This is a genomic window from Pseudodesulfovibrio tunisiensis (genome assembly GCF_022809775.1).
GTDB lineage: Bacteria > Desulfobacterota > Desulfovibrionia > Desulfovibrionales > Desulfovibrionaceae > Pseudodesulfovibrio > Pseudodesulfovibrio tunisiensis.
Map to the genome: position 1 here is coordinate 407,352 of NZ_CP094380.1, position 24,138 is coordinate 431,489.

25 protein-coding genes and 1 tRNA gene are annotated in these 24,138 nt (G+C 57.8%); 14 read left to right on the plus strand and 12 right to left on the minus strand.

All coding sequences use genetic code 11. The features are described 5' to 3' along the window. Positions 1–84: 84 nt before the first annotated feature. The 5 genes from MPN23_RS02000 to MPN23_RS02020 form a co-directional block, all read right to left on the minus strand. Complete coding sequence (locus tag MPN23_RS02000; protein ID WP_243545794.1) at positions 85–2,154, minus strand: bifunctional DNA primase/polymerase; 2,070 nt, start codon at positions 2,152–2,154, stop codon at positions 85–87. Positions 2,155–2,157: 3 nt separating this feature from the next. After that, the gene (locus MPN23_RS02005; protein ID WP_243545795.1) at positions 2,158–2,379 is read right to left on the minus strand and encodes a helix-turn-helix transcriptional regulator; all 222 of its coding nucleotides are present in this window, start codon (positions 2,377–2,379) and stop codon (positions 2,158–2,160) included. A 215-nt stretch (positions 2,380–2,594) separates the two neighbouring features. Further along, positions 2,595–3,215, minus strand: coding sequence for a hypothetical protein (locus MPN23_RS02010; protein WP_243545796.1), 621 nt, complete (start codon positions 3,213–3,215; stop codon positions 2,595–2,597). A 355-nt stretch (positions 3,216–3,570) separates the two neighbouring features. Then, a tRNA-Leu gene (locus tag MPN23_RS02015) sits at positions 3,571–3,657 on the minus strand. A 62-nt stretch (positions 3,658–3,719) separates the two neighbouring features. Further along, the gene (locus MPN23_RS02020; protein WP_243545797.1) at positions 3,720–5,408 is read right to left on the minus strand and encodes a YcaO-like family protein; all 1,689 of its coding nucleotides are present in this window, start codon (positions 5,406–5,408) and stop codon (positions 3,720–3,722) included. Positions 5,409–5,561: 153 nt separating this feature from the next. Here MPN23_RS02020 and MPN23_RS02025 point away from each other — a divergent pair, with 153 nt between their 5' ends. Beyond that, a complete protein-coding gene (locus MPN23_RS02025; RefSeq protein WP_243545798.1) occupies positions 5,562–6,251 on the plus strand; it encodes a TVP38/TMEM64 family protein in 690 nt (229 codons plus the stop codon). Between the two features lie 14 nt (positions 6,252–6,265). Here MPN23_RS02025 and MPN23_RS02030 read toward each other — a convergent pair whose 3' ends face one another. From MPN23_RS02030 to rdgC, 3 genes are read right to left on the minus strand one after another with little or no spacing between them, the layout of a single operon-like run. After that, positions 6,266–6,844 (minus strand): arylesterase, encoded by a 579-nt coding sequence (locus MPN23_RS02030; protein ID WP_243545799.1) that lies wholly within the window; start codon positions 6,842–6,844, stop codon positions 6,266–6,268. A 6-nt stretch (positions 6,845–6,850) separates the two neighbouring features. Continuing rightward, positions 6,851–7,372 carry a hypothetical protein gene (locus MPN23_RS02035; protein ID WP_243545800.1) on the minus strand — a complete coding sequence of 174 codons (522 nt, stop codon included), beginning with the start codon at positions 7,370–7,372 and terminating at the stop codon, positions 6,851–6,853. 9 nt (positions 7,373–7,381) lie between these two features. Then, complete coding sequence (gene rdgC / locus MPN23_RS02040; protein ID WP_243545801.1) at positions 7,382–7,996, minus strand: recombination-associated protein RdgC; 615 nt, start codon at positions 7,994–7,996, stop codon at positions 7,382–7,384. Between the two features lie 216 nt (positions 7,997–8,212). Here rdgC and MPN23_RS02045 point away from each other — a divergent pair, with 216 nt between their 5' ends. Together MPN23_RS02045 and MPN23_RS02050 are read left to right on the plus strand one after the other, a co-directional pair. After that, positions 8,213–8,416: a hypothetical protein gene (locus MPN23_RS02045; RefSeq protein WP_243545802.1), complete on the plus strand. Its 204-nt coding sequence runs from the start codon at positions 8,213–8,215 to the stop codon at positions 8,414–8,416. Positions 8,417–8,499: 83 nt separating this feature from the next. Further along, positions 8,500–8,880, plus strand: a complete 381-nt coding sequence (locus MPN23_RS02050; protein WP_243545803.1) for a hypothetical protein — start codon at positions 8,500–8,502, stop codon at positions 8,878–8,880. Here the strand turns inward: MPN23_RS02050 and MPN23_RS02055 are convergent, their stop codons facing one another. After that, positions 8,881–9,501 carry a PilZ domain-containing protein gene (locus tag MPN23_RS02055; RefSeq protein WP_243545804.1) on the minus strand — a complete coding sequence of 207 codons (621 nt, stop codon included), beginning with the start codon at positions 9,499–9,501 and terminating at the stop codon, positions 8,881–8,883. It abuts the gene before it with no gap. 190 nt (positions 9,502–9,691) lie between these two features. Here MPN23_RS02055 and MPN23_RS02060 point away from each other — a divergent pair, with 190 nt between their 5' ends. Beyond that, positions 9,692–9,835 (plus strand): hypothetical protein, encoded by a 144-nt coding sequence (locus MPN23_RS02060; protein WP_243545805.1) that lies wholly within the window; start codon positions 9,692–9,694, stop codon positions 9,833–9,835. A gap of 82 nt (positions 9,836–9,917) precedes the next feature. On the opposite strand, the gene rfbA is transcribed toward MPN23_RS02060, so the two are convergent. Further along, positions 9,918–10,793: a glucose-1-phosphate thymidylyltransferase RfbA gene (rfbA, locus tag MPN23_RS02065; RefSeq protein ID WP_243545806.1), complete on the minus strand. Its 876-nt coding sequence runs from the start codon at positions 10,791–10,793 to the stop codon at positions 9,918–9,920. A gap of 124 nt (positions 10,794–10,917) precedes the next feature. Here rfbA and MPN23_RS02070 point away from each other — a divergent pair, with 124 nt between their 5' ends. From MPN23_RS02070 to MPN23_RS02090, 5 genes are all read left to right on the plus strand, one after another. Continuing rightward, on the plus strand, positions 10,918–11,664 hold the full coding sequence (locus MPN23_RS02070) for a DUF1614 domain-containing protein (protein ID WP_243545807.1): 747 nt from the start codon (positions 10,918–10,920) through the stop codon (positions 11,662–11,664). Between the two features lie 20 nt (positions 11,665–11,684). Further along, positions 11,685–12,476 (plus strand): MogA/MoaB family molybdenum cofactor biosynthesis protein, encoded by a 792-nt coding sequence (locus MPN23_RS02075; RefSeq protein ID WP_243545808.1) that lies wholly within the window; start codon positions 11,685–11,687, stop codon positions 12,474–12,476. A 105-nt stretch (positions 12,477–12,581) separates the two neighbouring features. Beyond that, complete coding sequence (locus MPN23_RS02080) at positions 12,582–13,937, plus strand: TolC family protein (protein WP_243545809.1); 1,356 nt, start codon at positions 12,582–12,584, stop codon at positions 13,935–13,937. Positions 13,938–13,939: 2 nt separating this feature from the next. After that, a complete protein-coding gene (locus MPN23_RS02085; RefSeq protein ID WP_279388690.1) occupies positions 13,940–14,146 on the plus strand; it encodes a dual CXXC motif small (seleno)protein in 207 nt (68 codons plus the stop codon). A 61-nt stretch (positions 14,147–14,207) separates the two neighbouring features. Further along, positions 14,208–15,089: a lytic murein transglycosylase gene (locus MPN23_RS02090; protein WP_243545811.1), complete on the plus strand. Its 882-nt coding sequence runs from the start codon at positions 14,208–14,210 to the stop codon at positions 15,087–15,089. Positions 15,090–15,170: 81 nt separating this feature from the next. On the opposite strand, the gene MPN23_RS02095 is transcribed toward MPN23_RS02090, so the two are convergent. Continuing rightward, positions 15,171–16,277 (minus strand): glycosyltransferase family 4 protein, encoded by a 1,107-nt coding sequence (locus tag MPN23_RS02095; RefSeq protein ID WP_243545812.1) that lies wholly within the window; start codon positions 16,275–16,277, stop codon positions 15,171–15,173. 70 nt (positions 16,278–16,347) lie between these two features. Between MPN23_RS02095 and MPN23_RS02100 the strand changes: the two genes are divergently transcribed. From MPN23_RS02100 to MPN23_RS02120, 5 genes are all read left to right on the plus strand, one after another. After that, complete coding sequence (locus MPN23_RS02100) at positions 16,348–17,205, plus strand: glycosyltransferase family 2 protein (protein WP_243545813.1); 858 nt, start codon at positions 16,348–16,350, stop codon at positions 17,203–17,205. Between the two features lie 57 nt (positions 17,206–17,262). Beyond that, entirely contained in the window at positions 17,263–19,911 is a 2,649-nt protein-coding gene (locus MPN23_RS02105; protein ID WP_243545814.1) for a tetratricopeptide repeat protein, read from the plus strand. A gap of 93 nt (positions 19,912–20,004) precedes the next feature. After that, positions 20,005–20,751, plus strand: coding sequence for a 2,3-diphosphoglycerate-dependent phosphoglycerate mutase (gene gpmA / locus MPN23_RS02110; protein ID WP_243545815.1), 747 nt, complete (start codon positions 20,005–20,007; stop codon positions 20,749–20,751). Positions 20,752–20,761: 10 nt separating this feature from the next. Continuing rightward, positions 20,762–21,862, plus strand: coding sequence for an A/G-specific adenine glycosylase (gene mutY / locus MPN23_RS02115; RefSeq protein WP_243545816.1), 1,101 nt, complete (start codon positions 20,762–20,764; stop codon positions 21,860–21,862). A 101-nt stretch (positions 21,863–21,963) separates the two neighbouring features. Then, the gene (locus tag MPN23_RS02120) at positions 21,964–22,953 is read left to right on the plus strand and encodes a VgrG-related protein (RefSeq protein ID WP_243545817.1); all 990 of its coding nucleotides are present in this window, start codon (positions 21,964–21,966) and stop codon (positions 22,951–22,953) included. A 98-nt stretch (positions 22,954–23,051) separates the two neighbouring features. Here MPN23_RS02120 and MPN23_RS02125 read toward each other — a convergent pair whose 3' ends face one another. After that, positions 23,052–24,062: a hypothetical protein gene (locus tag MPN23_RS02125; RefSeq protein WP_243545818.1), complete on the minus strand. Its 1,011-nt coding sequence runs from the start codon at positions 24,060–24,062 to the stop codon at positions 23,052–23,054. Positions 24,063–24,138: the final 76 nt, after the last annotated feature.

Consider the following 24,138-nt stretch of genomic DNA (forward strand, 5'->3'; position numbering starts at 1 on the left):
GTGTATATTTCTCCAAGTCCTTTGGCCGTATGCGTGTCCCTGTCCTTTTCTCTTCACCTAGGCGAATTTTGCGAATTTACGAATTTACTCGGATTCGGGCGAAGGGAGTAAATTCGTTTCTTCGCAATTTTCGCTTAGGTGAAATATTCTTGCAGGTCGTCCCCCTCCGACGGGCTTGCGTTCCTCGATGCGGATTTTACCGGCTGCGGAAAGGGTGTTCATGGCAACGGTCAGTTGCGCCTTGGGAAGATGGTTGCCAAAAACCTTGTACAGGCCGGTCGTGTCCAGCGAGCCGCCGGCCTCGGCAAGGGCGTTCACAATGCGCTGCTCCACGGGATCGGATTCGAAACCACCAAAGATGAAGGCAGCGGAATCCTCGTTGAACCGCCAGAAATCCAGCGCGGCCCGCAGATGTTCCAGAGTCACGCAGGCCGAACCGTCCAGAAGCGCATAGGTCAGGGCCAGTCTGCGCACGTACACTTCGGCCCGGTTCAGGATGGACCCCAGAAGCGCGGGCCGGTCCGTGGCAACCTGCGGATACATCTCGGCCCACAGATTCCGGGCCGCATCGTCGAACCGCAGCCTCGCCCGATCCCGTGCTGTTTGCAGATACCCGAGAAGCCGCGTCCGGAATCGGTGCAGTTTTTCCTGCGACAGCTCTTCCGGAAACGCCACCAGCTTGGGACGTCGAACGCACAGCCAGAGGAACCGGTTGGCAAAGCCGTTCAGCGCCTCGGTCGCGTCCAGCTTCCGATGCAGCTCGTGCAGGGTGACGTGCGTGACAATGCCGACATGCGGATCGGTCGCGGTGAGCTTGCTGGTCTTGGTCAACGGCTCGATCTTGTCCCCGTCGAACAGGGCGCGGATGATCGTGGACAGGGTGTTGCCCTCGCGCCGGGTGCAGGAAAGCGCACTGGCAAATTCCTGATCCAGAACGAAAAGGCGTTTGTCGTCCACGCCCGGATCAACCATCATTTCCCGGCCATTGCCGTTGCGTTTGTCGATGATGTATTCCTGCTGCGGATCGCGGACCGCATAGACAAGCCCCTCGCCGCTGGAAAGCGGACCGGGTGAAAAACGGCAGGTGAGCCATTCCGTTTCCGGAAAGCGGAACAGTTCCCGGACAGGTCGCGCGGACGTGCCTTTTCTGGCCTTGGAACTCTGGCCGACAAGCACCGCATTCAACCGGGCGCATTGCGGCTCCCCGGCCAGCATGTGCGGCTTGCGGCCCACCTCGATGCCGAACCGGCAAAGCAGGGTTGCCAGCACGGCCACGGGATCGGCCTCGGAATGCACGGTGGCGAACCGGGCGAACTCCCCGGCAAAGCCGTGAAACATGGCCGGATGCGGTGTCGGCCAGCCGTGCACGTCCAGACTGTTGAAGGGGTTGTTTCGCTCCTCCCGGTTCGCTGCCTTGAGTCCGGCCTCCAAACCGCTGCGAATCGTGGATTCGGTCTCCCGGGTTCCCAAGCCTGCGCTGCATGCGCTCTGGCTCAAAATCTGTCGCGCGGCCTTGTCCGGCATGTCGCCCTTGGCAACCTGCTGCCCAAAGGAAAAGGCGAGCCGATTCAGGGTGTCGTTCCGTGCGCCTTTCGGCCCCAGATTTGGATTCGGACCGTCCGAAGGCAATTCGGCCTTGGTTGTCATGGCTTGAATCAGCCAGTCGGGCGCGGGAGCTGGGGCCAGCTCGTTTACCCATTCATAGGCAGTGCCGTTCGGATGAATGGACGGAGGCAGGATGACGTACCCGCCGTTTCCCCGGATATCCAATCCCGGCCCGAGTTTCCCGGCCGAGTTGCGCACGTCGATTCCCTGCGGAAGGGCAAGAAACAGGTGCCGCCCGCCGCTGCCGGTCCTTTGCTCCAATGTGTCGGGCAGCGGCCCGAATTCCTTTTCCAGCCGGGCAAGGGAAACCGGGCCGTCCGGCAGGTCCACGTCCAGCACGAAGCTGTGCAGCCCCGTGGGCGTGCCCATGTTGGCTTCCGGATGCTGTTTCCACCACGTTCGGACCTGCCCGAGATCGGCTGTCGCGTCCTTGAACCCGTGAGGCGTGAGCGGACGTTTCCCGGCACACGGGAAAACCGGAATGCCGTGGGTTGCATAAAAGACCGCAGCCAGGGGCAGGCTGCGCCCGTTGAACTGAAGCAGCTTCATGACCTACCGCCCGTTTCCGGATTTCATGGCCTGCTGAATCTCGGATTCCAGAGGCCGCACCCCGCACGAATTGACGTACTCCTCAAGGTCATGCTGCTTGTACAGAACCCTGCGCCCGATCTTGAAATAGCGCGGCCCCCTGCCGATGCATCGCCACACTTCCAGAGTTCCGGCACTTACCCGCAAGACCTCGGCAGCTTCCTTCGTGTCCAATAGTCTTTCCATGAAAGCAATCTCCTTTGGTTTGTTTTCATGGAACCGTAGCGAGCTTGACGGAGTCAGCAAGGACACCTGACTGATCCGTTACGCATAAAAATGCCCGGCTCCGTTTGCCAAAACGGAGCCGGGCAACAAAAAACACATATTTTCAGCAAGTTGACGATTGCACGATACGACAACGGCGGACAGCGACAAAATCGGATTTCAGGCTGTGATCCCCATCATTTTTCCATGTTTCTCTGTCCCCGAAATTCCTCGGGCAAACCTTTTATCCATGTGTCCTTCAAATATGATGCGGACAATCCGCCCTTGAGGAAGGACGTCATTTCCCGTTCCTGCTGGAGCTCCTTGAAACAGGCTTCCAGCTTTCTATGGGAAAACCGTTCCTTCGGGGTTGGGTCCGTCACCATTTTGAGGAGCAGATACGCGGTGTGAATCGGCCACTGCTTGAGTTCTTCCACGTTTCGCTTCAGGTTTGAAATCGTGGTCTGATCGACATTCCTTTTGGGATCCGCCTGACTGAAGAATCCGGATTCGTTTTCAAAGGTCTCGATTTCATCCAGATCGAAAAAGTAGCGGTCCTGAATCAGGATTTTCGAAATTCGGGCAAAGGACATGGACCCGTTGTAATATTTCGAGGCGTTCCGAACGACTTTTGTCCCGGGACAACGCAGGAACAGAGTGAACCGCGCTCCCAGCATCAACAGCCCGATTTCGTGATCATTCAAGTGACGCCACCGCTGTTTCAATTCCAGCCCGCCAATGGGCCTGTCCGGCTGGTCCACCTTCTTCAGGCAACTTTCGAAACAGACAAGCCAGCCTGCTCCTGTGAGAATTCCCACCAATATCCCTGAACCAACCAGCAACCATAGGAACTCCTTTTTGGCAACAGGACTGACAAACGCTTTTTCCCCGAGGCAGACAGCCCCCACAAGGGACAGCCAGAGGAGTGCCATCAGAACTATAAAGCTCCACTCGTTTGCGGTTATTTTCAATCGGAGATTCACATTGAACGGCACACGCAACTTTCCGGACGAATTCGACATGAGCTTTCCCCGCATGAGTATGAGATTGACGTGATCAGCTTTTCTACAACTTTTTTCACGTTCAGGAAAATTATGGGGAAGATTGTGGGGAACGGCAAAAATCAAAGAAAAAGGCACTTGCAGAAATATCCTGCAAGTGCCTGTTTTTCCTTGGTACCCGGAGCGGGAATCGAACCCGCACAGACCGAAGTCCGAGGGATTTTAAGTCCCTTGCGTCTACCAGTTCCGCCATCCGGGCTTGGGGTGTGCCTTCAGTATCGTGCAACTTGGCGGCACGTCAACGGGTTTGTGTGTGGGGTGTCATTCTCGGAACATGTTCAGGTAATTGCGGAACAGTCTTGGGCTGACCCGGGAATACTGGTCGAAATCTGCAATGAGTTCCAGCCCCGGGACCATGGCGCGGACAACCGGGATGTTCAGGTCGCGGCGGGTCAGGTCTGCGTAGGCCGGGGAAAGGTTGTTGGCGAGAAGCGTGTGTTCCAGAATCATGAGGTCGCCTTCCGCGCTGCCTGCGGATAGATCGGGGAGGTCTTCGAGACGGCGGATGGGCAGGCCCTCGGGGACAGGTGCGCTGGGCGGTCCGGGGCACGGATACGCGGTTTCGGTCATGGCTGAAATCAGGGCGCGTTTGCCGTTCAGGTCGCAGCCTGTGCCCTTGTTCACGTCGCCGTGCGGGCCGGTTACGAATGCCTTGTAGCAGGGGACACCGTATTCCGGGGTCATGTCCTGAAACCAGGCATGGATGTTCTGCATGTGGTAGTTGAACATCAGCTTGTTGATGGTCGGATCGTCCGTGGTCACCGTGAAGCAGCGGGTCGGGTCGAACGGAATCGTGGCGTCGCAGTCGCGTTCCATGACTTCGGTCAGGCCGGAGACCTTGGCTTCGGCAAGAGTGTTGCCCGAGGCAAGGCCGGTGGAACCCAGAGCCGAGAACAGGGAAGGTTCGTCCAGATTGCAGAACAGGAACACGAATTGTGCCGGGACAAGGATGGGGCGGATATTGCCGTCCTGATCCGGGCCGTGGCCTTCGAACCAGTGGATGCGCTGGCCTGCATAGGGAACCTCCAGCCGGATGTCGGCAGGATTTACCGCTTCCTGTTCGAGTTCGCCATGGGCGGCCAGAGTCAGGGGATATTCGCGTGTGCGGTTCAGGATACCCTTGTTTCCCACGCTGGCATATGAGGAAAAGCGTTCCGCCAGTTCCATGAGATAGGATGCCTCGGCCGTGTCCGAATCCAGTCCTCGCCCATAGCAGGTTTGCAGTCCTTCGAGGGAATTGGAAAGATTGCCGTTGTCCACTCGGGTTTTGACCATCCAGTGGCGAAGCCGGGCAACGGGCGACAGGGAAGCCCGATGCTCCATGGCCGGTCCGAGAAAGGCGTCCGCCTTTTCCAGCACTTCGGTAGCGTGGGAAATGGTTTCCTGAAGCGGACGGCGGGGATTGGGGGCAGGGAGCTTGTCCTTGAGCCGGGCAAGCACGTCCGCAGCGGTCACCGGAGCCAGGCTGTCCAATTCCTTTTCCGCGAAGAGCGGGGCAAGCCCGGTCTGGTCCGGGGCGGGCAGGGGAGCATGGTCGAACAGATTGTCGGCGAAGATTCGGGTCCATTGGCGATGCAGGCTCTGCCCATCGACCATGCGCGACCTGATGTGGATGGTGGGGGTGTGCTCGGCCAGAAAATTCGGGTCCACGCCGTCGAACAGGGGGAGCAGTTCCGCATGGCGCTGGTGGCTGATCACGGCTTCGTACAGGATGGCGCCCAGAATCGGATCGGACTCGCAGTTGTCACGCATGACGTCCTTGATGAGTTTGGCCAGCTTGCGGGTGCGGAAGTCGCCGAATTTCCGCAGCACGAATTCGTGCATGTAGGTATCGAAGGGATGCTGGCGAAGGTGGTCGATCATCTCGTTGAAGCTGAGGTTCGGGGCCGGATCGGCCGCAAACATGCCCACGCCGAAATTCGTGTCCATGAGTTGCAGTTTGTAGCGCATGCGTGAAACGTTCCTTTGGTCTGCGGGGAATTCCCTTCAAATTTTCGTCTGATCACCGTAAAAGAACAGAGTGGACCTGTATGAAAATCCGAGTGGTACGCTAGGGTATAAAGCGGGTTTGTTCAAGCCCGGCATGCAATCGGGAGCGGATTCATGGTGCGCGAAAGTGTCAGGCGCGCGACGTGGCGCAAGGTGTTTTTCGGCATTGCGGCGTTGATCGCTGTCGGTGTGGCGGTCTGGTGTCTGGAACATTACGGGAAGGGTGCGGCGTCGGATCTGGTGGCGTTCGTGCGGGATCAGGGCATGCTTGGTCCGGTCGTGTACATTGCGGCCACGGCGCTGTCATGCGTTCTGCTCCTGCCGCAGACGCCGTTCATGATCGTATGTGGTGTGCTGTTCGGTTGGTTGTGGGGGGCTGTATACTGTCTTGTCGGGCTGACGCTTGGTGGGGCCGGATCGTTTCTTCTGGCCCGGTATGTCTTGCGCGAGCGGCTGGAGCTTCGGTTTCGAGATTTCCCCGTGTACGACCGGATGATGCAACTGAGTGGGCAGCATCCCGCAAAGGTCGTGGCCGTGAGTCGGCTCATGTCCGTAGTCCACTATTCGTTGGCCAGTTCCCTGCTGGGGCTGACTCCAGTTCGTTTTTCCACGTACATGGTCGTGACCGTACTTGCCATGGTGCCGGAGTGCTTTTTTCTTTCCTCAGGCGGGCATGTGCTCTGGACCGGGCTGGCAAAAGGCAGAGTGTCGTGGGAGATTGTGCTGCTGTTTGTCGGAGCTTTGGTCGTGGTTGGCGGTGTTGCGGTCTGGATGCATCGTTTTTTTCGGGATGAACCGGTATAGCCGGGAGAGGGGGATCAGTTTTTTGCAGAGGATGAAACTTGGCGGGTCAGTTCGGACACGTGAGGCAGAAGCGCGCGGGCCAGAGCTTCCACTCCGGCCGCGTTGGGATGCGTGCCGTCAATGAGCTTGAGCAGGGGATTGCCGAAGTAGGGTGACAGGATGTCCGGGAAAAGCGGGACAGCGTATTGATCGGCCAGTTCCTCGAATATGCGGTCGAATGTCTGCTTGTATTCCCGGCCAACGTCTGTCAGGGCCTTGATGCCCACCAGCAGCACGGGAATATTGCGTTTGGCAAAGGCATCGAGAATGGCGTCGAGATTGTTACGGATTTCTGAAATCGGATCGTGTACGAAACAGTCGTTTGCTCCGAAGGCCACGATGGCCGCGTCCGGGGATGCGGACAGAACCCGGTTCAACCTGAGCAGGCCGTCCCCGGCCGTATCCCCGGATACGCCGAAATTCAGACAGCGAGCAGCAACGCCCTGTTCGTTCAGCATGCGTTCCAGCACGGCCGGAAGGGCCTGACCCGGATTCAGGCCGTACCCTTCCGTCAGGCTGTCGCCGAAACACGCTATTCGCAGGGGCGTGGCCATGCTAGGTTAGCCGTTGATCCAGAGCTTTACGGCTGCGGATTCTTCGGTCCACTCCCTGCTCAGCCTGAGCACGAGAAACCGGGTGAAGACCGCATCCAGCATTTCCAGACCGCGTTCGAGCAGGAACAGCTTTTCCAGAAATTTGGAGTCCGGATCGTCGCCGTCGTCGTCCTTGGTGTTGATTTTCGGAGTCTTGAAGCCGCTCAGGCCGAAGTCGTCCGCCTTGACCTGCATCAGCCATTCGTCCTGATCCATCGCGAAACGGAGTTGGGCCTTGTTGACTTTCTTGCCGGTCTTGAGTCCGGTCTTGGCTTCGGTCAGTTCGCCGCGCGGACTGGAAACCGTGGCGGTTTCCACGCCTTCACCATCACCGCCCTGCACAGAAACGCGCTGCTCCATGTTCACGGAAAAGGTGCGTTTGTCCTTGATTTCGAACAGGGCGTTTTCGCTTTCGGTCTTGTACCAGAGCCAGGTCAGGAAATCCTGGCCGAGCAGGACGTTTTCACGTTCAACGAGTTGCAAATCCATGATGCGTCCTTATACGAAAATCGTGGGGTCGAGATTTTCCAGTCTGCCTGCCGCGTCTTCTCCCAGCGTGTCCATGGCCAAAAAGAACGGGGTCAGAGGTTCCAGCTTCAGGTCGAAGGTCAGGGAAAAGTGGTCTTCGAACAGGGCCTGGACCTTGGAGTTGGTTGTGGAAAGGTAGATGCGGTTCTGCCCGGGGTTCCAGACCACGTCGAAGACTGCGGGAATGGGCCAGGTGCGTGCCCGGAGCTTGAGCATGGTCTGCTCCTTGAGTTCCCGTTTTCTGTCCCGGGATACGAAATCCTTGCCCTGCTCCTTGTTGCGGGCCATTTCGGCATTCACTGCAATGGTGTAGTGCTTCTTGAGCACGGCCGGGGGCACGCGCCGAGTGTCCAGACGCAGGGAAAACGCGAAAAATTCGCCTTTTTCCGGCGGCGCCTGCAGCCATTGCGTATCCAGCATGTCGTCGATGCTGGTCCATCCGAACGAGCGTTCATCCGCAGTGGCATCGATGTCCATGAAGCTGAATTGTTTCAGTTTTTCAGGTATTTCCTGCAATAAGTCCCTAGGGACGTCCTCGATGATTCTATACCGGGTCAGCCCCAGGCTGGCGGAAAGGATACTCACTTCCCGATCCTCCGTGGTCACATGAGTTTTTGTCGCAGGCCATTGGGTAGAATCAATCTGTCCGCATGTCCAGAAAATTTAGCGGAGTCGCTCTTCTAATGCGGTTGCGTGGCATATATCTTGTAGTATTGTGTAATACACGGGAGAAGTCCCGATTTTTGACAAAAAGGAGAAAATGACGGTGTGCTGACAACATGATTGACAAAGGGGGGCGTCATGTCGGTTTGGAAAGTCGAAATCCGGAAGGGCGAAATTCGGTTTGGCGACAGAAAGCGCAGAATGCTGACCCGGAACGGATGCAACGAACCGTTCAAGGATGTCTTCTGGTGTCCCCGGAGACAGTGGTTTCGTCGCGAACCATGTCCATTTGTCAATCGCGACGAGTGCAGCACCTTTGCCCGGCTCTGCGGTTCCCTTTAGTGGGGGATGGGTGATGAGCCTTGGATTTTGTTGCGAAAAAGTTCTGTGGCGGGTATGGTGGTCCACAAAATGTGGAGGTTCTCATGGCAAGGGAAGCCTTGGACGATCTTGTCGAATTTCTGGAAGTGCAGGCTGGCAGGATTCGTGATCTGGAGAAGGAGGGGGAACAATTCCTCAACGGCCCGGAAGGGCAGGAGAAGTACGAAAAGGCAATGCGGAGCAAGGCCGGATTGCTCAGGAGTCTGCCTCGCTCCGCAGGGCGACTTGTCGATGCCGTTTCAAAAGCGTCTGGTGAGGACATTCGCCGTCGGCTGGAAGATTTTTCCGCAAGCGCTTCGACAGCGCTGTCTCTGGGCAGCGTCTTCTACATGAGTGCCTTGCTGTATCCCGAAGACCACAAGCTCGGGCAACCCAATGATCTGGAAGTTTTCATCGGCGAGGTCCGTCGCCTGAAGTCGGAATGATCAATCCGGCAGTTTGAATTCCTCGTCCCTGCGTTTGGCCCGCCGGGCCGCCTGCTGTTTCTGGCCGAGCAGCACTATGGCGTGCACGGCATCATCCTGGGCTCTATCCAAATCCATGAATACGCATCCCACCACGCCGCGTTCGTGTCGGCGTACCTTGCAGAGCACGCCTTTGGCTCGGATTTCCTTGCCCACGGCCAAATCCATTTTCAGTGTGACGCCGCTCTTGATTCTCGGCTTTTCGAATTTGAAGCCCAGCCCGGTCGCGCTGATGTCGGCCACGGGAAACACGGCCTTCAGGCGCGGAACCCGGACGCGCAATCCCTTGACTCGTATCCTGATGGCATTGCGCTTGATGGCGTGTTCGTCTTCGGCCTTGAGGGAAATGGAAAATCCCAGAGCCTTTTCATCAATGGGGTCGGCCTTGATCCGAGTGCTTTTCCTGCGGTGTTTGCTGTCGGTCGGGGCAAGCGAAATTTCCTGAGACTTCTTTCTGCCTTTGCCGGAATGTTTTGCCGTTTTCTTTCCGGATTTGGCGGAGGCATTGCCGGAAGCCCGCGTGTCAGGATGTTTTTTCTGGGATTTTGAAAAGATTTTTTTGAAGATGTCGAAAAGTCCCATGCTTTGCCCCGGGTTGGTGAAATCAAAGGTGTTTGTGCAAGAACTGATATGCCAGAAGTTCCCCTGTTGGCAAGCGCGGGGCGGACTTTCGAGTCGGCTTTTCCTGTCAAGGGGCTTGACTTTTTGCTGTTTTGAGGAGAAAAGCAAAAATCTTTTGAAGCCCAAAAGCGGGATGAGCGAGGAGGACAACATGATTGGTGAACTGCTTTCCGGCATGGCGCACAGCACTGGTGCCGGTTTTGTCGGCGTTTCCCTTATTTTCATTTACCTTGCCTGGATCATCACCATCGGTCTTATCCGGGTTCGGGAGGCCATGCAGGAGGATCACCACTAGAACGTGGTGCATTTTCCGGTGGAGCCATTTTTTTTGAAAAGGGGCCTTTCTCTTCGGAGAAAGGCCCCTTTTCATTATCCTGCTAAGCGGATTCTTCCTCGATCAGGCTCAGCAGATACTTGCCGTAGTTGTTCTTGCTCAGAGGGGCGGCCAGTTTGCGGACCTGGGTCGCGTCGATGTATCCCATGCGGTAGGCCACTTCCTCCAGACAGGCGATGGCATTCCCCTGTCTTTCCTGAACGGATTGGACAAAGCTTGCCGCCCCGTGCAGGGATTCGTGGGTGCCCATGTCCAGCCAAGCGTAGCCCCGGTACATGAGCTGCACTTCCAGATCGCCGCGTTGCAGGTAGGCCTTGTTCACGTCCGTGATCTCCAGCTCTCCGCGCGCGGAAGGCTTGATGGAGCGCGCAATTTCCACCACGTCGTTGTCATAGAAATACAAGCCGGTGACCGCATATTTCGACTTGGGCTTTTCCGGTTTCTCCTCGATGGACAGCACGCGCATGTCCTTGTCGAATTCCACGACGCCGTACCGCTCCGGGTCCTTGACCGCATAGGCGAAGACCCTGCCGCCTTTTTTCAGGGCCGCGGCTTCCCTGAGCATGGGACCCAGACCGTGTCCATAGTAGATGTTGTCCCCGAGGATCAGGCTGACAGTGTCGGTGCCGATGAATTCCTCGCCGATGAGAAAGGCCTGTGCCAGACCGTCCGGACTTGGTTGCTCCGCGTAGTTCAGGGAAATGCCGAACTGGGAACCGTCGCCGAGAAGCTGTTGAAAGCGGGGCAGGTCCGTGGGAGTGGAGATGAGCAGAATGTCCCGAATGCCGGCCAGCATGAGCGTGGACAGGGGGTAGTATATCATGGGCTTGTCGTACACGGGCAGGAGCTGCTTGCTGACGGCAAGGGTCAGGGGATGCAGCCGCGTGCCGGAACCGCCAGCCAGAATGATGCCTTTCATTGAGTCCTCAATCGTTATCTGATTTACTTCAAAGCCGCCTTGGGCTATCGACTTCAACGTGAGCCGTGGGCAGTATAGGGCTGTTTGCGGAGAAATGGCAACAGTTCCCGGCGTTATGAGAGGAATGATGCGACAACCGTATTTCAGTTTCACCGGCGGAACCCTGGCGGCAATCCTGTTTCTCGCCGCCATGTTTTTCCTTTTTGTTTTTCTCCCGGTCAGCATCGTGACCGAAGCGTTCGGACGGCTCGGACTGACCCCGGGGCAGGGCATTCTCATATTCATAGCCATTCTGCTCGGACGAACCGTGAACATTCCGGTGTACACCAGTGAAAGGCTGGTCATGGTCCCCAGAATGCCGACCTTCCAGTTGCGCATGAACGAGTTCGGGCAGCCCCGATTTGATCAGGAGCCTGCCAACGAACTTCGGAAGCAGATGTTTGCCGTGAATCTCGGCGGAATGGTCATGCCTCTGCTGCTCAGCCTGTCCTTTGTGCTCAAACTGCATCTTTCCGGCGAAACCGGCACCAGTCTGGTCGCCATGGGAGGCTGGATCGGGTTTGCCGCCGTGCTGGTGGCCGGGGGATGTTTTGCCGTGTCCCGCCCCGATCCCCTGACCGGCTTTCGCGTGCCGCTGGTCGTGCCCGCACTCATTACCCTGCTGACCGTGGCCGTTTTCGTGCCCGAACCGCTGCGTCCGGTGACTGCCTATGTGGCCGGTACCATGGGGACGCTGCTGGGCGGCAATGTCATTCCTCTGCTCATGCCGGGACGGCGCAATTCCCTCGTTGCTCCGATTGTTTCCATTGGCGGAGCAGGAACGTTCGGCGGCGTGTTTGTCGCCGGAATTCTGGCCGTGATTCTGGCCTGATTTTTCAAGGAGTTTTTCTGATGACGGATCGCGAACTGCATTTTCGTGTTGATGAGCCTCTTTCCCATGGAGATCGCGTCTGGCTTTTTCCGGAGCGGGCAAAGGGCCCGGCCGGGAGCGTGACCCTTTTGGATGATGCGCCGGAACTGCTTCCCGGGCAGCGTTTTGCAGCCTCGGAACCGGGCGTGCTGCGGATTCTTTCCCGCCAATGGTGGCCCGGAGAAAGCGGAGCCGCTTCCGTCCGCGTGTATCTCGCGGAAGTCTTTCAGGAGGTGGCGCCCGGAGAATATCGATCCCCGGTGCTGCGCAAGGGGCCGGCATTGGCCTGGATCACCCTGAGCGACAAGGGCGCGGCCGGAAAGCGTACCGACGAATCCGGACCGCTCATCGGCGAACTGGTTCGCGAACGGCTTCCGCTGAGTCTCGTGCAGGGCTACATCCTGCCCGACGACCCGGTCCGCCTCAAGGGATTGCTCGTGGAACTCGCGCTTGAACAGGGATTCGACATCATCATGACCACGGGCGGAACCGGCGTGGGACCGAGAGACATTACCCCTGAAGCCACATTGGCAGTCATTGAAAAGCGCCTTCCCGGATACGAACGGGCCATGACCAACGCGAGTCTGGCCAAGACGCCGCATGGCGCGATTTCCCGGGCCGTGGCCGGGACCCTTGGCAATGCGCTCGTTGTCAACATGCCGGGCAGTCCCAAGGCCGTGCGGGAATGTCTGGAACCTTTGCTGCCGACGTTGAAACATACATTGGAGAAGTTGCAGGGCGATCCTTCGGATTGCGCCTTGCTTCATGAATGATTTACCCTTTTTGGGGGTTGCGGAGTCCCGAGTCTCCTGCTAATTAGGGCTGATTGAACGTTGCGTGTGCAACTTAACGTGCCAAGGATTCGAGGTAACTGAAATATGCAGATGAAACGGCTTGTCGCTGTTGTGCTGGCACTGTTCGTCGTGGCCGGTTTTTCCTTCGCCGCTCAGGCGCAGGAAGAGGCCTCCCCTGAAACCGGCGAGGCCGGGTATGGCGGAAGTTTCGATCTGGAGCGGTGCGTCACGCGCGCACTGGACGCCAACCCGACCATTCTTTCCGCCCGTTCCCAGTTGCAGGGGGCGGATTTTGGTGAAAAATCCAAGGTGGGAACCTTTCTGCCTTCGGTGAGCGGTGATTACGGATACATGAAGTATGACCGCAAGATAACCAACCTGAATGACCGCGACCAGTGGACCGGTCATGTCAATGTATCCCAGCCCATCTTCAAGGGCTTCAGCCTGTTGTCGGATTATCAGAAGTCCGCACTGACCAAGGACCAGAGTGCAGCCAAACTGACCAATGTGGAACTGACCGTCATCAAGGACGTGCAGTCCACCTTCTTCCAGTTGCTCAAGGCGCGCATGGATGTGAAGAGCGCCGAGGACTCGGTTACCCGTCTGGATTCGCAGGTCAAGGTCATCTCCGCATTCTATGAAGTGGGCCTGAAGCCCAAGGCCGAAGTGCTGGATGCCGAGGTCGATCTGGCCAACGCCAAGCAGACCCAGCTCATCGCGCAGAACAATGTCTCCATTCAGGAAGCCCAGCTCAACACGCTGCTGAACATTCCCGTGGAAGCCGAAGTCGATTATGTCGGCGAACTCAAGCAGTTTCCCTTCGGCCTGGACCTCAAGGAATGCCTGCGCCGCGCCTATGCCGCCCGGCCCGATCTCATGATTGGTGAAAAGTCCGTGGACATTGCCAGAAAGGACGCCAAGATTGCGGCCAGCAGTTTCTATCCGGACGTGAGCTTCGACTACGACTACTACAAGAAGGGCGACGACGCCTCGCTGGACGGCGGGAAGCACTATTCCCACGCTGCCAAGGAATACTGGAGCCTCGGCGTGAACATGAACATGAAGGTGTTCGAATGGGGTTCCGATTACTACGACTACAAGCGGGTTGCCGAAACCATAACCCAGCTTGAGGCCGAACTGGACAATCTTCGTCTGAATGCCGGATTCGAGGTCAAGCAGTCCCTGTTGAACATCAGGGCCGCTTCGGACCGCATCAATGTGGCCAAGAAATCCGTGGAAGCCGCAGCCGAAGCCTACCGCATGGCCGTGGCCCGGTATCAGGCTCAGGTCGGTACCAACACGGACGTGCTGAACGCTCAGGCCCGTCTGACCGAGGCTGAGGCTCTGCTGTCGCAGGCACTATCCGACCACGGCACGGCGGTTTCGTCCCTGTACGTGGCCATGGGTGAAAAGAACCCGGCTCTGGTTACTTCCAACTAGCCATGCTCTTCAGGGGGAAACGAACCTGGCAGGCCGCAGCCATGCGCTGCGACAAGTGTGGCAGGAAACTGGATGCGCATCGGGGATGCCGCGAAGTGTCATTGCGCTGCCCTTCCTGCGGCAAGGTCTTTGATCTTGGCAAGTATGCCGGGAAAATGGACCAGGCCTTTGAAGAGGAGATGGCTTTTGTTCCCATGGACAGGATCTAGCAGTTCCGAGCCTGTCGCGTTTCGGGCGGGATTCCGCCTTTTCTTCGGCATCCTTGCCGCCATGATCATGATTATCAACGTCCCGTGTCCTGCAAAGGCGCGGGACGTCGGTGTTTGGAGGCCGCTGGTCGATCGGCTTGTGGCCGACGGGTTGGAAAAGCCGTACGCGGAGAGCCTGTTTTCCCGCAGGGGCATCACGTTCGCCCCGGACATCATGGCCCGAAAGATGAACGTGTTGCTGCGCGTCAAGCTCGCATCGGTCCAACCCGGCCCCGGGCCGGAGCCCGAGGTCATGGATCGATATCTCAACCCCATGCTCATAGCCGGGGGATACGCCTATCTTCGGGAGCATCGGAGCACGTTGCTTGCCGCGGAAAAAAAGTATGACGTTCCCCGCACCGTACTGGTAGCTCTGCTTATTGTGGAAACCAAGCTTGGCTTGCAGGTGGGGAGTGACAATGGCCTGAAGATTCTGGCCAGCATGGCGCTCGGCGGGGATTTCGATCGTATTGAGCATCTTGTGGACACGGATGGAATCGATCCCGAGATTCGGGACTGGCTGGTGCGCAGGACTCGTCAGAAGGGTGATTGGGCCTATAGGGAGTTGCAGGCTCTCATCGAATATGCCAGAGGCAATCTTCAGGACCCGTACACGATTCCCTGCTCTCCGTACGGGGCGATCGGGCTGTGCCAGTTCATGCCCACGAGCGCGCTGCACTACGGGGTTGACGGCAACGGCGACGGTCGCGTGGACCTGTTTCATTCCGAGGACGCCATTCACAGCATGGCGAATTTTCTCAAGCGGCACGGCTGGAAACGGAATCTGGACCGGGCGGCCCGGCTCAAGGTGCTGTATCGCTACAATCACTCCGAAAGCTATGCCATGACCATACTGGCTGTGGCCGACAAGCTGCAAGGCACGGCGGATTTTTTCGGGGGATGAACAGCTTGGAAGCCCCAGTCGAAACGCCCGTTGCGAACACGTGTTCGCAACGGGCGTTTCGACTCTGCTTGGATGAGTGGGTTACTTGTCGAGCAGGGTTTGATACAGGCTCAGTGTGCGCCGCAGAAAATCGTTGCCCGACAATTGGGACATGGTGCGCTGCTGGGCTTCCAGTACCTTGGAGCGGAACTCGGGTTCGTCCATGAGTCGTGCAACGGGTTTTGCCAGCGCTTCCGGATCGCAGGGAGGGACAATGGTTCCCGGGGCAGCCAGATCGGGCATGACGCCCACGCTGGTGGTTGCCAGAGGGATGTTGCAGGCCATGATTTCAAGGGCGGCCCGGGCAATGGCCTCGGACCAGAGCGAGGCGATCACGCCGATGTCCATGGCGGAAATGCATGCGGCAATATCCGAACGGCGTCCGCTGATGCGCGTGATGTCCCGGAGGTCGTATTCCGTGAGCCATTCCTGAATCTGTTCCTCGCGCATGGCCGTGTCGAAACCCACGAGGAAAAGGCGGATGTCTTCCCTGCCCTGGGCGCGCAGGCGGGCAATGGTCTTGATCAGTTCCTTCTGGCCCTTGACCCGGTCGAAACGGCCCAGTAAGCCCACCACGGTATGGTCGTCGGAAAAATCGAATTCCCGACGTACCCGGTCGCGGCCTTCTGCGTCGAAGTGGAAGGTCGAGGTGTCGACTCCGCCGTGAATCAGCCAGAGTCCGTCTGCCGGGGTGCGCATCTTTTTCAGGAAATAGTCGGCCATGCGTCGATGTGTGACCACGACGGCATCAGCCACGCTGGCGTGCATGAAACGGTTGACGAAATCCCGTCTGGGAGCGCGCTGGTCGCCGCGAGTGCGTACGAGCTTGTAGCCTCGGCCCATGTATTTGAGTGCGGCCCAGAGAAAGAAGCCGTCGCCTCTGTGGCAGTTCACTATGTCGGGCTGGCGTTCGCGGAGCAGATTCACGACCTGGGACGTGGATTTGGCAAAGGTGACCGGATGGGTGGAATTCAAGTCCACGGCCACGGTATCGAGCCCCATTTCCCGAGCCTTTGCCTCGGGCAGGGTGCCGGGCTGGACCACGACGGTCACATCGTGTCCGTCATCGGAGAGCAGCTTGCTCAGGTACAGGGCGTACCATGCTGTTGCGTTGAACCATCTGACATTGATGACCTGAAATATCTTCATGAATTCGACCTCATGGAAACGTATAGCCGGAGCATGACAGTTCCGGTTGGGATTGGCAAGGAGTTGCCGGATGCGAAGCCCTTTGGTGAGTGTTATCATTCCGACGTTTGATCGAGCGGATTTTGTTGTGGAAGCCGTGGACTCGGTGCTTGGTCAAACATATTCCCGTTGGGAATGCATTGTGATCGACGACGGGTCCACGGACGACACGGTCCAGCGATTGCAGATGTTCGAGGATTCCCGGATTCGGGTCCTGTCCCGGACGAATCGCGGGGTTTCCGCAGCCAGAAACGCGGGAATTGCGGTCTCGTCCGGTGATGTCATCGCACTGCTGGATTCGGATGATTACTGGCTGCCGGAAAAATTGACGCGGCATGTGGCGCACATGCTTGCGAACGGGCATCATATCAGCCAGACCGAGGAAATATGGTACCGGGGAGGTAGGCGGGTAAATCAGAAGAGGAAACACGCCAAGCCTGAGGGGGTCTTTTTTCGGGAGTCTCTGAAAATGTGTCTGGTGAGTCCGTCCTGTGTCATGTTTTCCAGAGAATTCTGGAATGATGTCGGACCGTTCGACGAGGAAATGCCTGCCTGCGAGGATTACGACCTCTGGCTTCGGGCATGGGAATATCCCGTGGGGCTGTTGCGCGAGGCGCTGACCGTCAAAAGGGGAGGGCGACCGGATCAGCTTTCCAATGCGGTTCCCTGTCTGGATATCTACCGGATGCGAGCCATCGTAAAGATGCTGCAAAGCGGAAAAATTGACGGTGAGGACCGGCGGGCCGCTCTTGACGAATTGCGTCGCAAGGCGGAAATATATGTACAAGGCGCTGAAAAAAGGGGAAAAAAGCATGAAGCGGATCGGGTTTGGAACCTGATTTGCAAAGCGCTGGAGGGGAAGGAAATTCCCCTGAATTCATTGCGTTAGCACAACCTCAGCATCTCCGGGCCGATGACGAAGGAAAGGCCGCGGGAAAGGATTGCCATGCCGACCATTGCCAAGCTCGCTGATCAACTTCCTGAAATCACGCAATCACGGCTTGTTGCCTCGGGCTACGGCGTATGGATGGTCTGGTCCGGCAAGATGAATGCCGCCATTGGCGGCACCCTTCGGGAATACGGGGTTATCGAGGTTGTGCGCGAGGAGGATCAGGCCCTCTGGTTCTGCAATACCGTCGAGGTGTTTCGGGCCGTGGCCCGGCTTCAGATCTGGGCCAAGGTCAACAATCTCAAGGTGTTCTGCCAGATATTCCCCATGACCATGCTGGTGGGATACAGCATGGAGTTTTCCATGTCGCTGGCTGCGGAACTGGATCGCCAGACAGCCAAGACGCCTTCGGAGTTCGAGGTATGGATTCATCCCAAGCTCAAGGATGCAGTGGCCGGAGTGCCTGGGCTCAGCACCCGGGAATGGGGGCAGCTCGAAGGGCTGGCTCCCGTGGATTGGCTTGCCCTGAATGTGGACCAGTCCCTGGACTACGAGTCCACCTTGCGCTGGTATTTCATCATCAAGCCGCTGGGCAGGATGACGGACAAGGAGAGCATTGTCGGCTGGCGGGATTTTTCCGGGGAAATTACCGAGCTCATCAAGCGTCTCGGCCTCAAGTACATATCCGACGTCAATGAAGGCTTTCTGTTCTTCCCCCTGGACAGCTTTCGGCTGCTCAAGACGTTTTGCAGCGAAATCCTGAGCCTCATTCGCGACGTGAAGGATGATGAGGAGAGGCAGTACTGGCCGATCGTCATGGCCGCCGTGCCGCAGGGCCGTCTTCCCTTTTCCGAGGAAATGCCGAAAAAGGTGGGGCTGGACTGGAACCGTCTTGCTCCGGATTTTCCCCATGTGCGCATTGCGGACGGCTTCCTGCTTTCGGATTCCTTTCATATCAATGAAGCGCGATACGGTACGGAACAGATTTCCCTCGACAGTTGGGTCAACATCAGTCTGAAGGACGGCGGGGAGCAAGACAGGCACGGCACGATTCAGGTGGCTTTGCCCAATGTGCTCGTGGACATGGAAGGTGCCGAATGCTTCTACTGCGGGCAGAAGAATCATGCGCCGGGCGATTGTCCGACCAAGCGGATCAGCAAGCTGTATTCCAATGTCTGGAAACAGTTGGCCCAGTATAATCTGGAGGAAATCGGCAAGGGCATGAACAACATCGACAGCAAGGTCAGCGTGGAGAATTTCGAGGACATGCTTGACCTTGTGGCCGACAAGAAGAACATCGAAGGCGTTCTTGCCCGTGCGATTTTCGAGATCAATGTGCCTTGCCAGCTTCGCACCTTGAACATCATGTGGCGCAGTCGGGCAAAGGAATGGGCCGATGCCATGAAGTCCCTGGCGCCGCCCGAGGGCGAATACATCTGGGATGCACTGCACAAGCTTCAGGAACGCTCCTATGACGAGGCCGAGGAGCTCATCAAGCAGGCAACGCTCAAATATCAGCGCAGTTACCAGCCGCATTCCCTGAGTGGTTTCCTGTTTCTGGATCGCGGGGACCCGAATCAGGCCCTGTTTCATTGGCAGGAGGCCGAGCGCATGAGCTATACGCCCATGCAGCAGGGGTATTTTTCCTTTCTGCAGGGACGGCTCATGGAGGTGGAGGGCAGCCTCAAGGAGGCCGTGACCAATTACAAGCGGGCCAATTCCTTTTCCCCGACATGGCTGGAGCCGGTCTATCGTCAGGGCGTGTGCATGGTGAAGATGGGATTCACGGGCCAGGCTCTGGATGTCTTCCGCGATCTGGTTTCACGTGATCCGGACATGTTCAATCGGATACTGGTGGACCCGGAGCTGGACCGGGGCCGCGTGCAGATCATGAGTGCCATGTGGGAATGGTGGGCGGATGCCGAAGACCGTGTCAAGCAGGTGCGCGAGGACGTGAAGAAGCTGTTTGGCGACATCACCGAGCGGTTCGATGAAAACCATCATTTTTTCGAAGTTGCCAACGAAGAACTCGAGCGTCTGCGACGATACGGCGAAGTGGACAACTATGTCTCGTTTCGCATGCTGCTTCGCGGCAAGGACAAGTTTTCCTCCCGACTGGACAACGAGGTTGCCAGAGAGGTCAAGCGCATCAACGCCAACGTTGAATATCTGTCCGACAGGATCAGGGAGATTCAGCGTGAGGCGGCATGGTTTCCGTTTCCCAAGCTGCTTCTCGAGTTCAACAAGGACTTCAATTTTTGCGTGGACAAGATCAACTGGATCAAGACCCAACCCTTGCGTCAGGCGGACATCTTTCGCAAGTCCATGCGTTTTCTCGATGAAATCGAAGAACATATCGATACCCTGCAAGGTCGGCTCGTGACCTTGCGGATTGTCCGTGACAGCACGTTGTTCGTACTCATGCTCGGTCGCAATTTCATCTGGTTCGAACTGATCGGTCTGGGATTGGCTCTGGTCGGCCTGCCCGCATTCATTTACTTCACCCGGGACGTGCAGGGGCATTGGATCGTGGAATCCATCCGAAGTCAGCAATGGGAGTTCACAAAGGGGCTGGTCATCATCCTGAGCGTGCTTTGCCTTGCCGGAGCCGCCATCAAGAGCGGATTGGGATTCGAGAAGCGAAAGCGTGAACTCTTTGAACAGCTGGACGAGGAAATGCGTTCCGTGGCTCCTCGGCGCTACTAGGTTATAAGTCCCTTTTGCGTCTTTTCCTTTTTGAGGGTTCTGCTGTACCCTGATTCCGACCCTTGATGATTTTGATTCATTTCGGAGGTTGGAATGCACAAGCTGGTACTTATCCGTCACGGCCAGAGCGTCTGGAATCTGGAGAACCGATTCACGGGGTGGACCGATGTGGACCTGACCAGGCAGGGCGCGGAGGAAGCTCTGGAAGGTGCGCGTCTGCTGCGGGAAGAGGGCTTCACCTTCGATCTTGCCCATACCTCGGTGCTCAAGCGCGCCATTCGGACACTGTGGATCGTTCAGGATCACATGGACATGCTCTGGCTGCCGGTCATGAAGACATGGCGGCTCAACGAGCGGCATTACGGTGCGCTTCAGGGATTGAACAAGGCCGAGACCGCCGGGAAATACGGCGACGAGCAGGTGTTCATCTGGCGGCGCAGTTTCGACACCCCGCCTCCCGCTCTTGAAAAGGGGGACTCCCGTTTTCCCGGACTTGATTCGCGATATGCCGATCTTTCCGCCGAGGAGCTGCCTCTGTGCGAGAGTCTCAAGGATACCATCGGGAGAACCCTTCCATACTGGTTCGAGACCATTGCTCCGCAGATTCGGGAAGGCAGGCGTGTGCTCATCGTGGCTCACGGCAACTCCCTGCGCGGTCTGGTCAAGCATCTGGACGGCATGACCGAGGACGAGATTACCAGGCTCAATATCCCGACAGGCGTGCCCCTTGTGTACGAACTGGACAGGGAGCTTGCTCCGATTCGGCATTACTATCTGGGTGATCCCGAGGCCGTGGCCAAGGCGGCTCGGGCTGTTGCCAATCAGGCCAAGGGCGGGTAATCCCTGCCTCATGAATGACAAGGCATTTGTTGACGAACTGCTTGCCTGGTATCGGTCCAGTCAGCGTGATTTGCCGTGGCGAAGCGACCCGGCTCCGTACAAGGTCTGGATTTCCGAGATCATGGCCCAGCAGACCCAGATGGATCGTGTGGTGCCGTATTTCGAGCGCTGGATGCAGGCGTTTCCGGACATTGAATCCCTTGCCCGGGCGCCCGAGGAACAGGTGCTCAAGGCATGGGAAGGGCTGGGCTACTACACCCGCGCCCGCAACCTGCGCAAGGCCGCTGCACTGGTGCTCGGGGAAATGAACGGTGTTTTTCCGTCCGATCCCGATGCCATCCGGTCACTTCCCGGCATCGGCCCTTATACGGCCGGAGCCATTGCCAGCATTGCCTTCGGACAGGCTGTCCCGGCTGTGGACGCCAATGTGTTGCGCGTGTTCGCACGGCTTTTGAACCTCGACAGGCCGGTAACGCTTCAGGACGTCAAAAAGACGGTGTACGACAAGGTCCTGTCGTTGATCCCCGTGGGGTCTCCCGGAGATTTCAATCAGGCACTCATGGAGTTCGGCGCATTGGTCTGTTCCCGCAAGCCGGATTGCGATGCATGCCCTGTGCGCGGGCATTGCGTTTCGCTTGCTGCCGGAACCGTTGCGCAACGGCCGCTTCCTGCCGCCCCCAGGGAATACATTCGAATCGAGATGGCCACCGGTCTGCTTATGCATGGCGGGCGAATCCTGATTCAGAAGCGACGGCCCGATGATGTCTGGCCCGGTCTTTGGGAGTTCCCGGGTGGTGTGCTGGAAGACGGGGAAACCCCGGAACTGGCGGTTGTCCGTGAATATCGCGAGGAAACCGGGCTGGAAGTCCGGCCCGTGGAGAAGATTGGTGTGGTTCGGTACGGATACACCAAATATCGCGTTACCATGCACGGATATTTCTGTCTGCCTGTTCATGACGGGGAACCTGCACCGGATTTTCGTGCCGCAGTGGATGGCAAATTCGTGCCTCCCTCTGAATTTGGCGGATACGCCTTTCCTTCCGGTCATCGCAGGATCATGGACCTGCTGCGCCGGGACATGCGGTTTCAGGACTGGCTTTCGAAAAGCTGATTCGTCTGTATTTCAGACTGTTGTCGTGGTTGGTCCGCCATTTGCTTGTTCCGTGACGGAGGCCTGTATTGGCCAAAAATCTGACACGGGAGCAGTGCGTCATGTCGTTGGACAAACTTTCGGAATTGAATGCCGGTCTGGTCTTGCAGGCCAAGGAATCGGGCAAGGCTGACCCGGCCCGGGCCGAGCAGCTTCGCAAGGTTTTTGACGTTCAGATGCGCATGGCCCGATCCGTACTTGGCGGGAACAGCGATCCCGGGCAAAAGGGCAAGCTCGGCGGGTTTGATTCATCGCTCATGACCGACGCCCTGATGATGGATGCCTTGTCCACCATCAATCGGCTCATGCGGTCCGAAGCCGGTCTGCCTCGTGCTCCCATGTCTCGGCAATCCGCCAATGTCCCTGCCATGGCATCCCCGAAAGCCGCAGCCGCAGCCGCTGCCAAGGCCTATCAGGCCGTGGGCGCCTTGTCCGCTCAGTTCGAATCCGGCCGGAGCGGCACGTCTGCCATCGGGTACGACCGCGTGGGCGGAACCTCCTACGGCACCTATCAGATCGCGTCCAATGTTGGCACCATGGACCGTTTTCTCGATTTTCTCGATGAAAAGGCCCCGGCATGGGCAGGGCGGCTTCGCAATGCCGGACCTGCCGACACCGGATCGAAGCAGGGGGCCATGCCCGAGGTCTGGAAGAAGATCGCTTCGGAAAATCCCGAGCGGTTCGAGGAATTGCAGCATGCCTTTGTTCGCAAGGAAAACTATCTGCCAGCCCGCGACATGATTCTTGAACAGACCGGTCTCGATTTCGAGAATGCGCCCCCGGCTCTGCGCGAGGTGCTGTGGAGCACATCGGTGCAGCACGGCCCGACAGGCGCGGCCCGGATTTTCAACAAGGTCGTGGATACCTTTCTGGGCGGCGAGCAGAAAGCCGAATTCAGCGAGGACCTGATCAAGGGCGTGTACCAGACCCGCAAGGGACAGTTCGGTTCCTCTACCGAGCGTGTGCGCAATGCGGTAGCCAATCGTCTTGACCGGGAACAGAACCTTGCACTTGCCATGTTCCGCGATACGTCCGTGAACCGGCTCGTGTAGAACAGGAACGGTTTCCGCAGCCTCCCGGAAGACATCGTTCCTTTGGCAGTGTTAGGGCTGCACTCTGGTTCTTCCGAAGGGATCGCCGGAAGTTTTTCCTACTCGATATACTGGTAGAAATCCGCTCCGAGCTTGTGCATGGGCGTGACGCGGCCTTCGAGGATGAGGCCTTGCGGGGTGAATGTTGCGTCCCAGTATTCGGGCGGCGGTTGAAAGCGGTTTTCCCGCGAAAGAATCAGGGAAACGCCCACATCGCGGCTGTACACGATGAGTCCGTCCGGGAAAAAGGCGGTTCTGGCGAGCCCCGGTCCTGCCACTTCGAAAAAGGTTTCGTATTTCCGGAAGAAATTGATTGCCCCGTAGGATTGCTGAATTCCGGCAACCACTTCGTTGGCAACATAGGTCAGCTTGCGTCCCTGAAGAAGGTTGGACGCGGAAGCCCGGCCGGGATCGGCCAGAAGTACGCTGCCCGCGCCGAGAGCCCGCACCAGATCGTGCGTGCGTTCCCCGCACACGGGATCATCCTGATACCCCCATGTGAACACGTCTTCATAGCCGAGCCGTCTGGCCTGTATCTGCTGGGCCAGAAGCATGATTCCGGTTCCGGCTCCGATGTCCACTCCCATGTAGGGATCATCGAGGCAAGGGCGGATGGCCTTCTGGTTGATTACCGCGCGCATGACGTGCGCTGCCCGGGGCGCGTCAGCCAGAATGCGGAGAACCGGCGACCATTGCCTGAGGCGGTGCATTGTTTCGATGTCGTCGTCCGGCTCGTTCAGACTCTGGTGCCTGCCAAAGAGCTCGAACAGGGCGGAAATTTCCGGGAAGGGGATTTCATCCGCCTGAGCGCCGTCATGAACATAGGCAAAAAAGTACTTTACGGCCACGTTGAGCAATGTCTGGTCGGAAATGGGTTCGTCCGGGTCGCAGAGTCTGGCAATGTCCTTGATCAGGCTGGTCTGCGAATAGAAATCCGGAGCGATCGCCGCTGTTCTGGCGACATACCCGCCCGCAAAGTTTCGGGCCTGCATGCCTGCCGAGGCGATGGCCGACCAGTGACTTGCGGGATGCGGCGGGATGCCCGTGTCCGAAGGTGGAGAAAACTGCATGTGTTTTTTCATGATGTTCGGGACGGCATGGGTTGGGAAATCATTGCCGTTCGCAAGCTTATTGCACGGACTGTTC

Excerpts from the sequence above, each read along its gene's own strand:
- MPN23_RS02000 (WP_243545794.1), bottom strand. The coding sequence starts at position 2,154 with ATGAAGCTGCTTCAGTTCAACGGGCGCAGCCTGCCCCTGGCTGCGGTC.
- MPN23_RS02005 (WP_243545795.1), bottom strand. The coding sequence starts at position 2,379 with ATGGAAAGACTATTGGACACGAAGGAAGCTGCCGAGGTCTTGCGGGTA.
- MPN23_RS02020 (WP_243545797.1), bottom strand. The coding sequence starts at position 5,408 with ATGCGCTACAAACTGCAACTCATGGACACGAATTTCGGCGTGGGCATG.
- MPN23_RS02025 (WP_243545798.1), top strand. The coding sequence starts at position 5,562 with ATGGTGCGCGAAAGTGTCAGGCGCGCGACGTGGCGCAAGGTGTTTTTC.
- MPN23_RS02030 (WP_243545799.1), bottom strand. The coding sequence starts at position 6,844 with ATGGCCACGCCCCTGCGAATAGCGTGTTTCGGCGACAGCCTGACGGAA.
- MPN23_RS02035 (WP_243545800.1), bottom strand. The coding sequence starts at position 7,372 with ATGGATTTGCAACTCGTTGAACGTGAAAACGTCCTGCTCGGCCAGGAT.
- MPN23_RS02045 (WP_243545802.1), top strand. The coding sequence starts at position 8,213 with ATGTCGGTTTGGAAAGTCGAAATCCGGAAGGGCGAAATTCGGTTTGGC.
- MPN23_RS02050 (WP_243545803.1), top strand. The coding sequence starts at position 8,500 with ATGGCAAGGGAAGCCTTGGACGATCTTGTCGAATTTCTGGAAGTGCAG.
- MPN23_RS02055 (WP_243545804.1), bottom strand. The coding sequence starts at position 9,501 with ATGGGACTTTTCGACATCTTCAAAAAAATCTTTTCAAAATCCCAGAAA.
- MPN23_RS02060 (WP_243545805.1), top strand. The coding sequence starts at position 9,692 with ATGATTGGTGAACTGCTTTCCGGCATGGCGCACAGCACTGGTGCCGGT.
- rfbA (WP_243545806.1), bottom strand. The coding sequence starts at position 10,793 with ATGAAAGGCATCATTCTGGCTGGCGGTTCCGGCACGCGGCTGCATCCC.
- MPN23_RS02070 (WP_243545807.1), top strand. The coding sequence starts at position 10,918 with ATGATGCGACAACCGTATTTCAGTTTCACCGGCGGAACCCTGGCGGCA.
- MPN23_RS02075 (WP_243545808.1), top strand. The coding sequence starts at position 11,685 with ATGACGGATCGCGAACTGCATTTTCGTGTTGATGAGCCTCTTTCCCAT.
- MPN23_RS02080 (WP_243545809.1), top strand. The coding sequence starts at position 12,582 with ATGCAGATGAAACGGCTTGTCGCTGTTGTGCTGGCACTGTTCGTCGTG.
- MPN23_RS02085 (WP_279388690.1), top strand. The coding sequence starts at position 13,940 with ATGCTCTTCAGGGGGAAACGAACCTGGCAGGCCGCAGCCATGCGCTGC.
- MPN23_RS02090 (WP_243545811.1), top strand. The coding sequence starts at position 14,208 with ATGATCATGATTATCAACGTCCCGTGTCCTGCAAAGGCGCGGGACGTC.
- MPN23_RS02095 (WP_243545812.1), bottom strand. The coding sequence starts at position 16,277 with ATGAAGATATTTCAGGTCATCAATGTCAGATGGTTCAACGCAACAGCA.
- MPN23_RS02100 (WP_243545813.1), top strand. The coding sequence starts at position 16,348 with ATGCGAAGCCCTTTGGTGAGTGTTATCATTCCGACGTTTGATCGAGCG.
- MPN23_RS02105 (WP_243545814.1), top strand. The coding sequence starts at position 17,263 with ATGCCGACCATTGCCAAGCTCGCTGATCAACTTCCTGAAATCACGCAA.
- gpmA (WP_243545815.1), top strand. The coding sequence starts at position 20,005 with ATGCACAAGCTGGTACTTATCCGTCACGGCCAGAGCGTCTGGAATCTG.
- mutY (WP_243545816.1), top strand. The coding sequence starts at position 20,762 with ATGAATGACAAGGCATTTGTTGACGAACTGCTTGCCTGGTATCGGTCC.
- MPN23_RS02120 (WP_243545817.1), top strand. The coding sequence starts at position 21,964 with ATGTCGTTGGACAAACTTTCGGAATTGAATGCCGGTCTGGTCTTGCAG.
- MPN23_RS02125 (WP_243545818.1), bottom strand. The coding sequence starts at position 24,062 with ATGCAGTTTTCTCCACCTTCGGACACGGGCATCCCGCCGCATCCCGCA.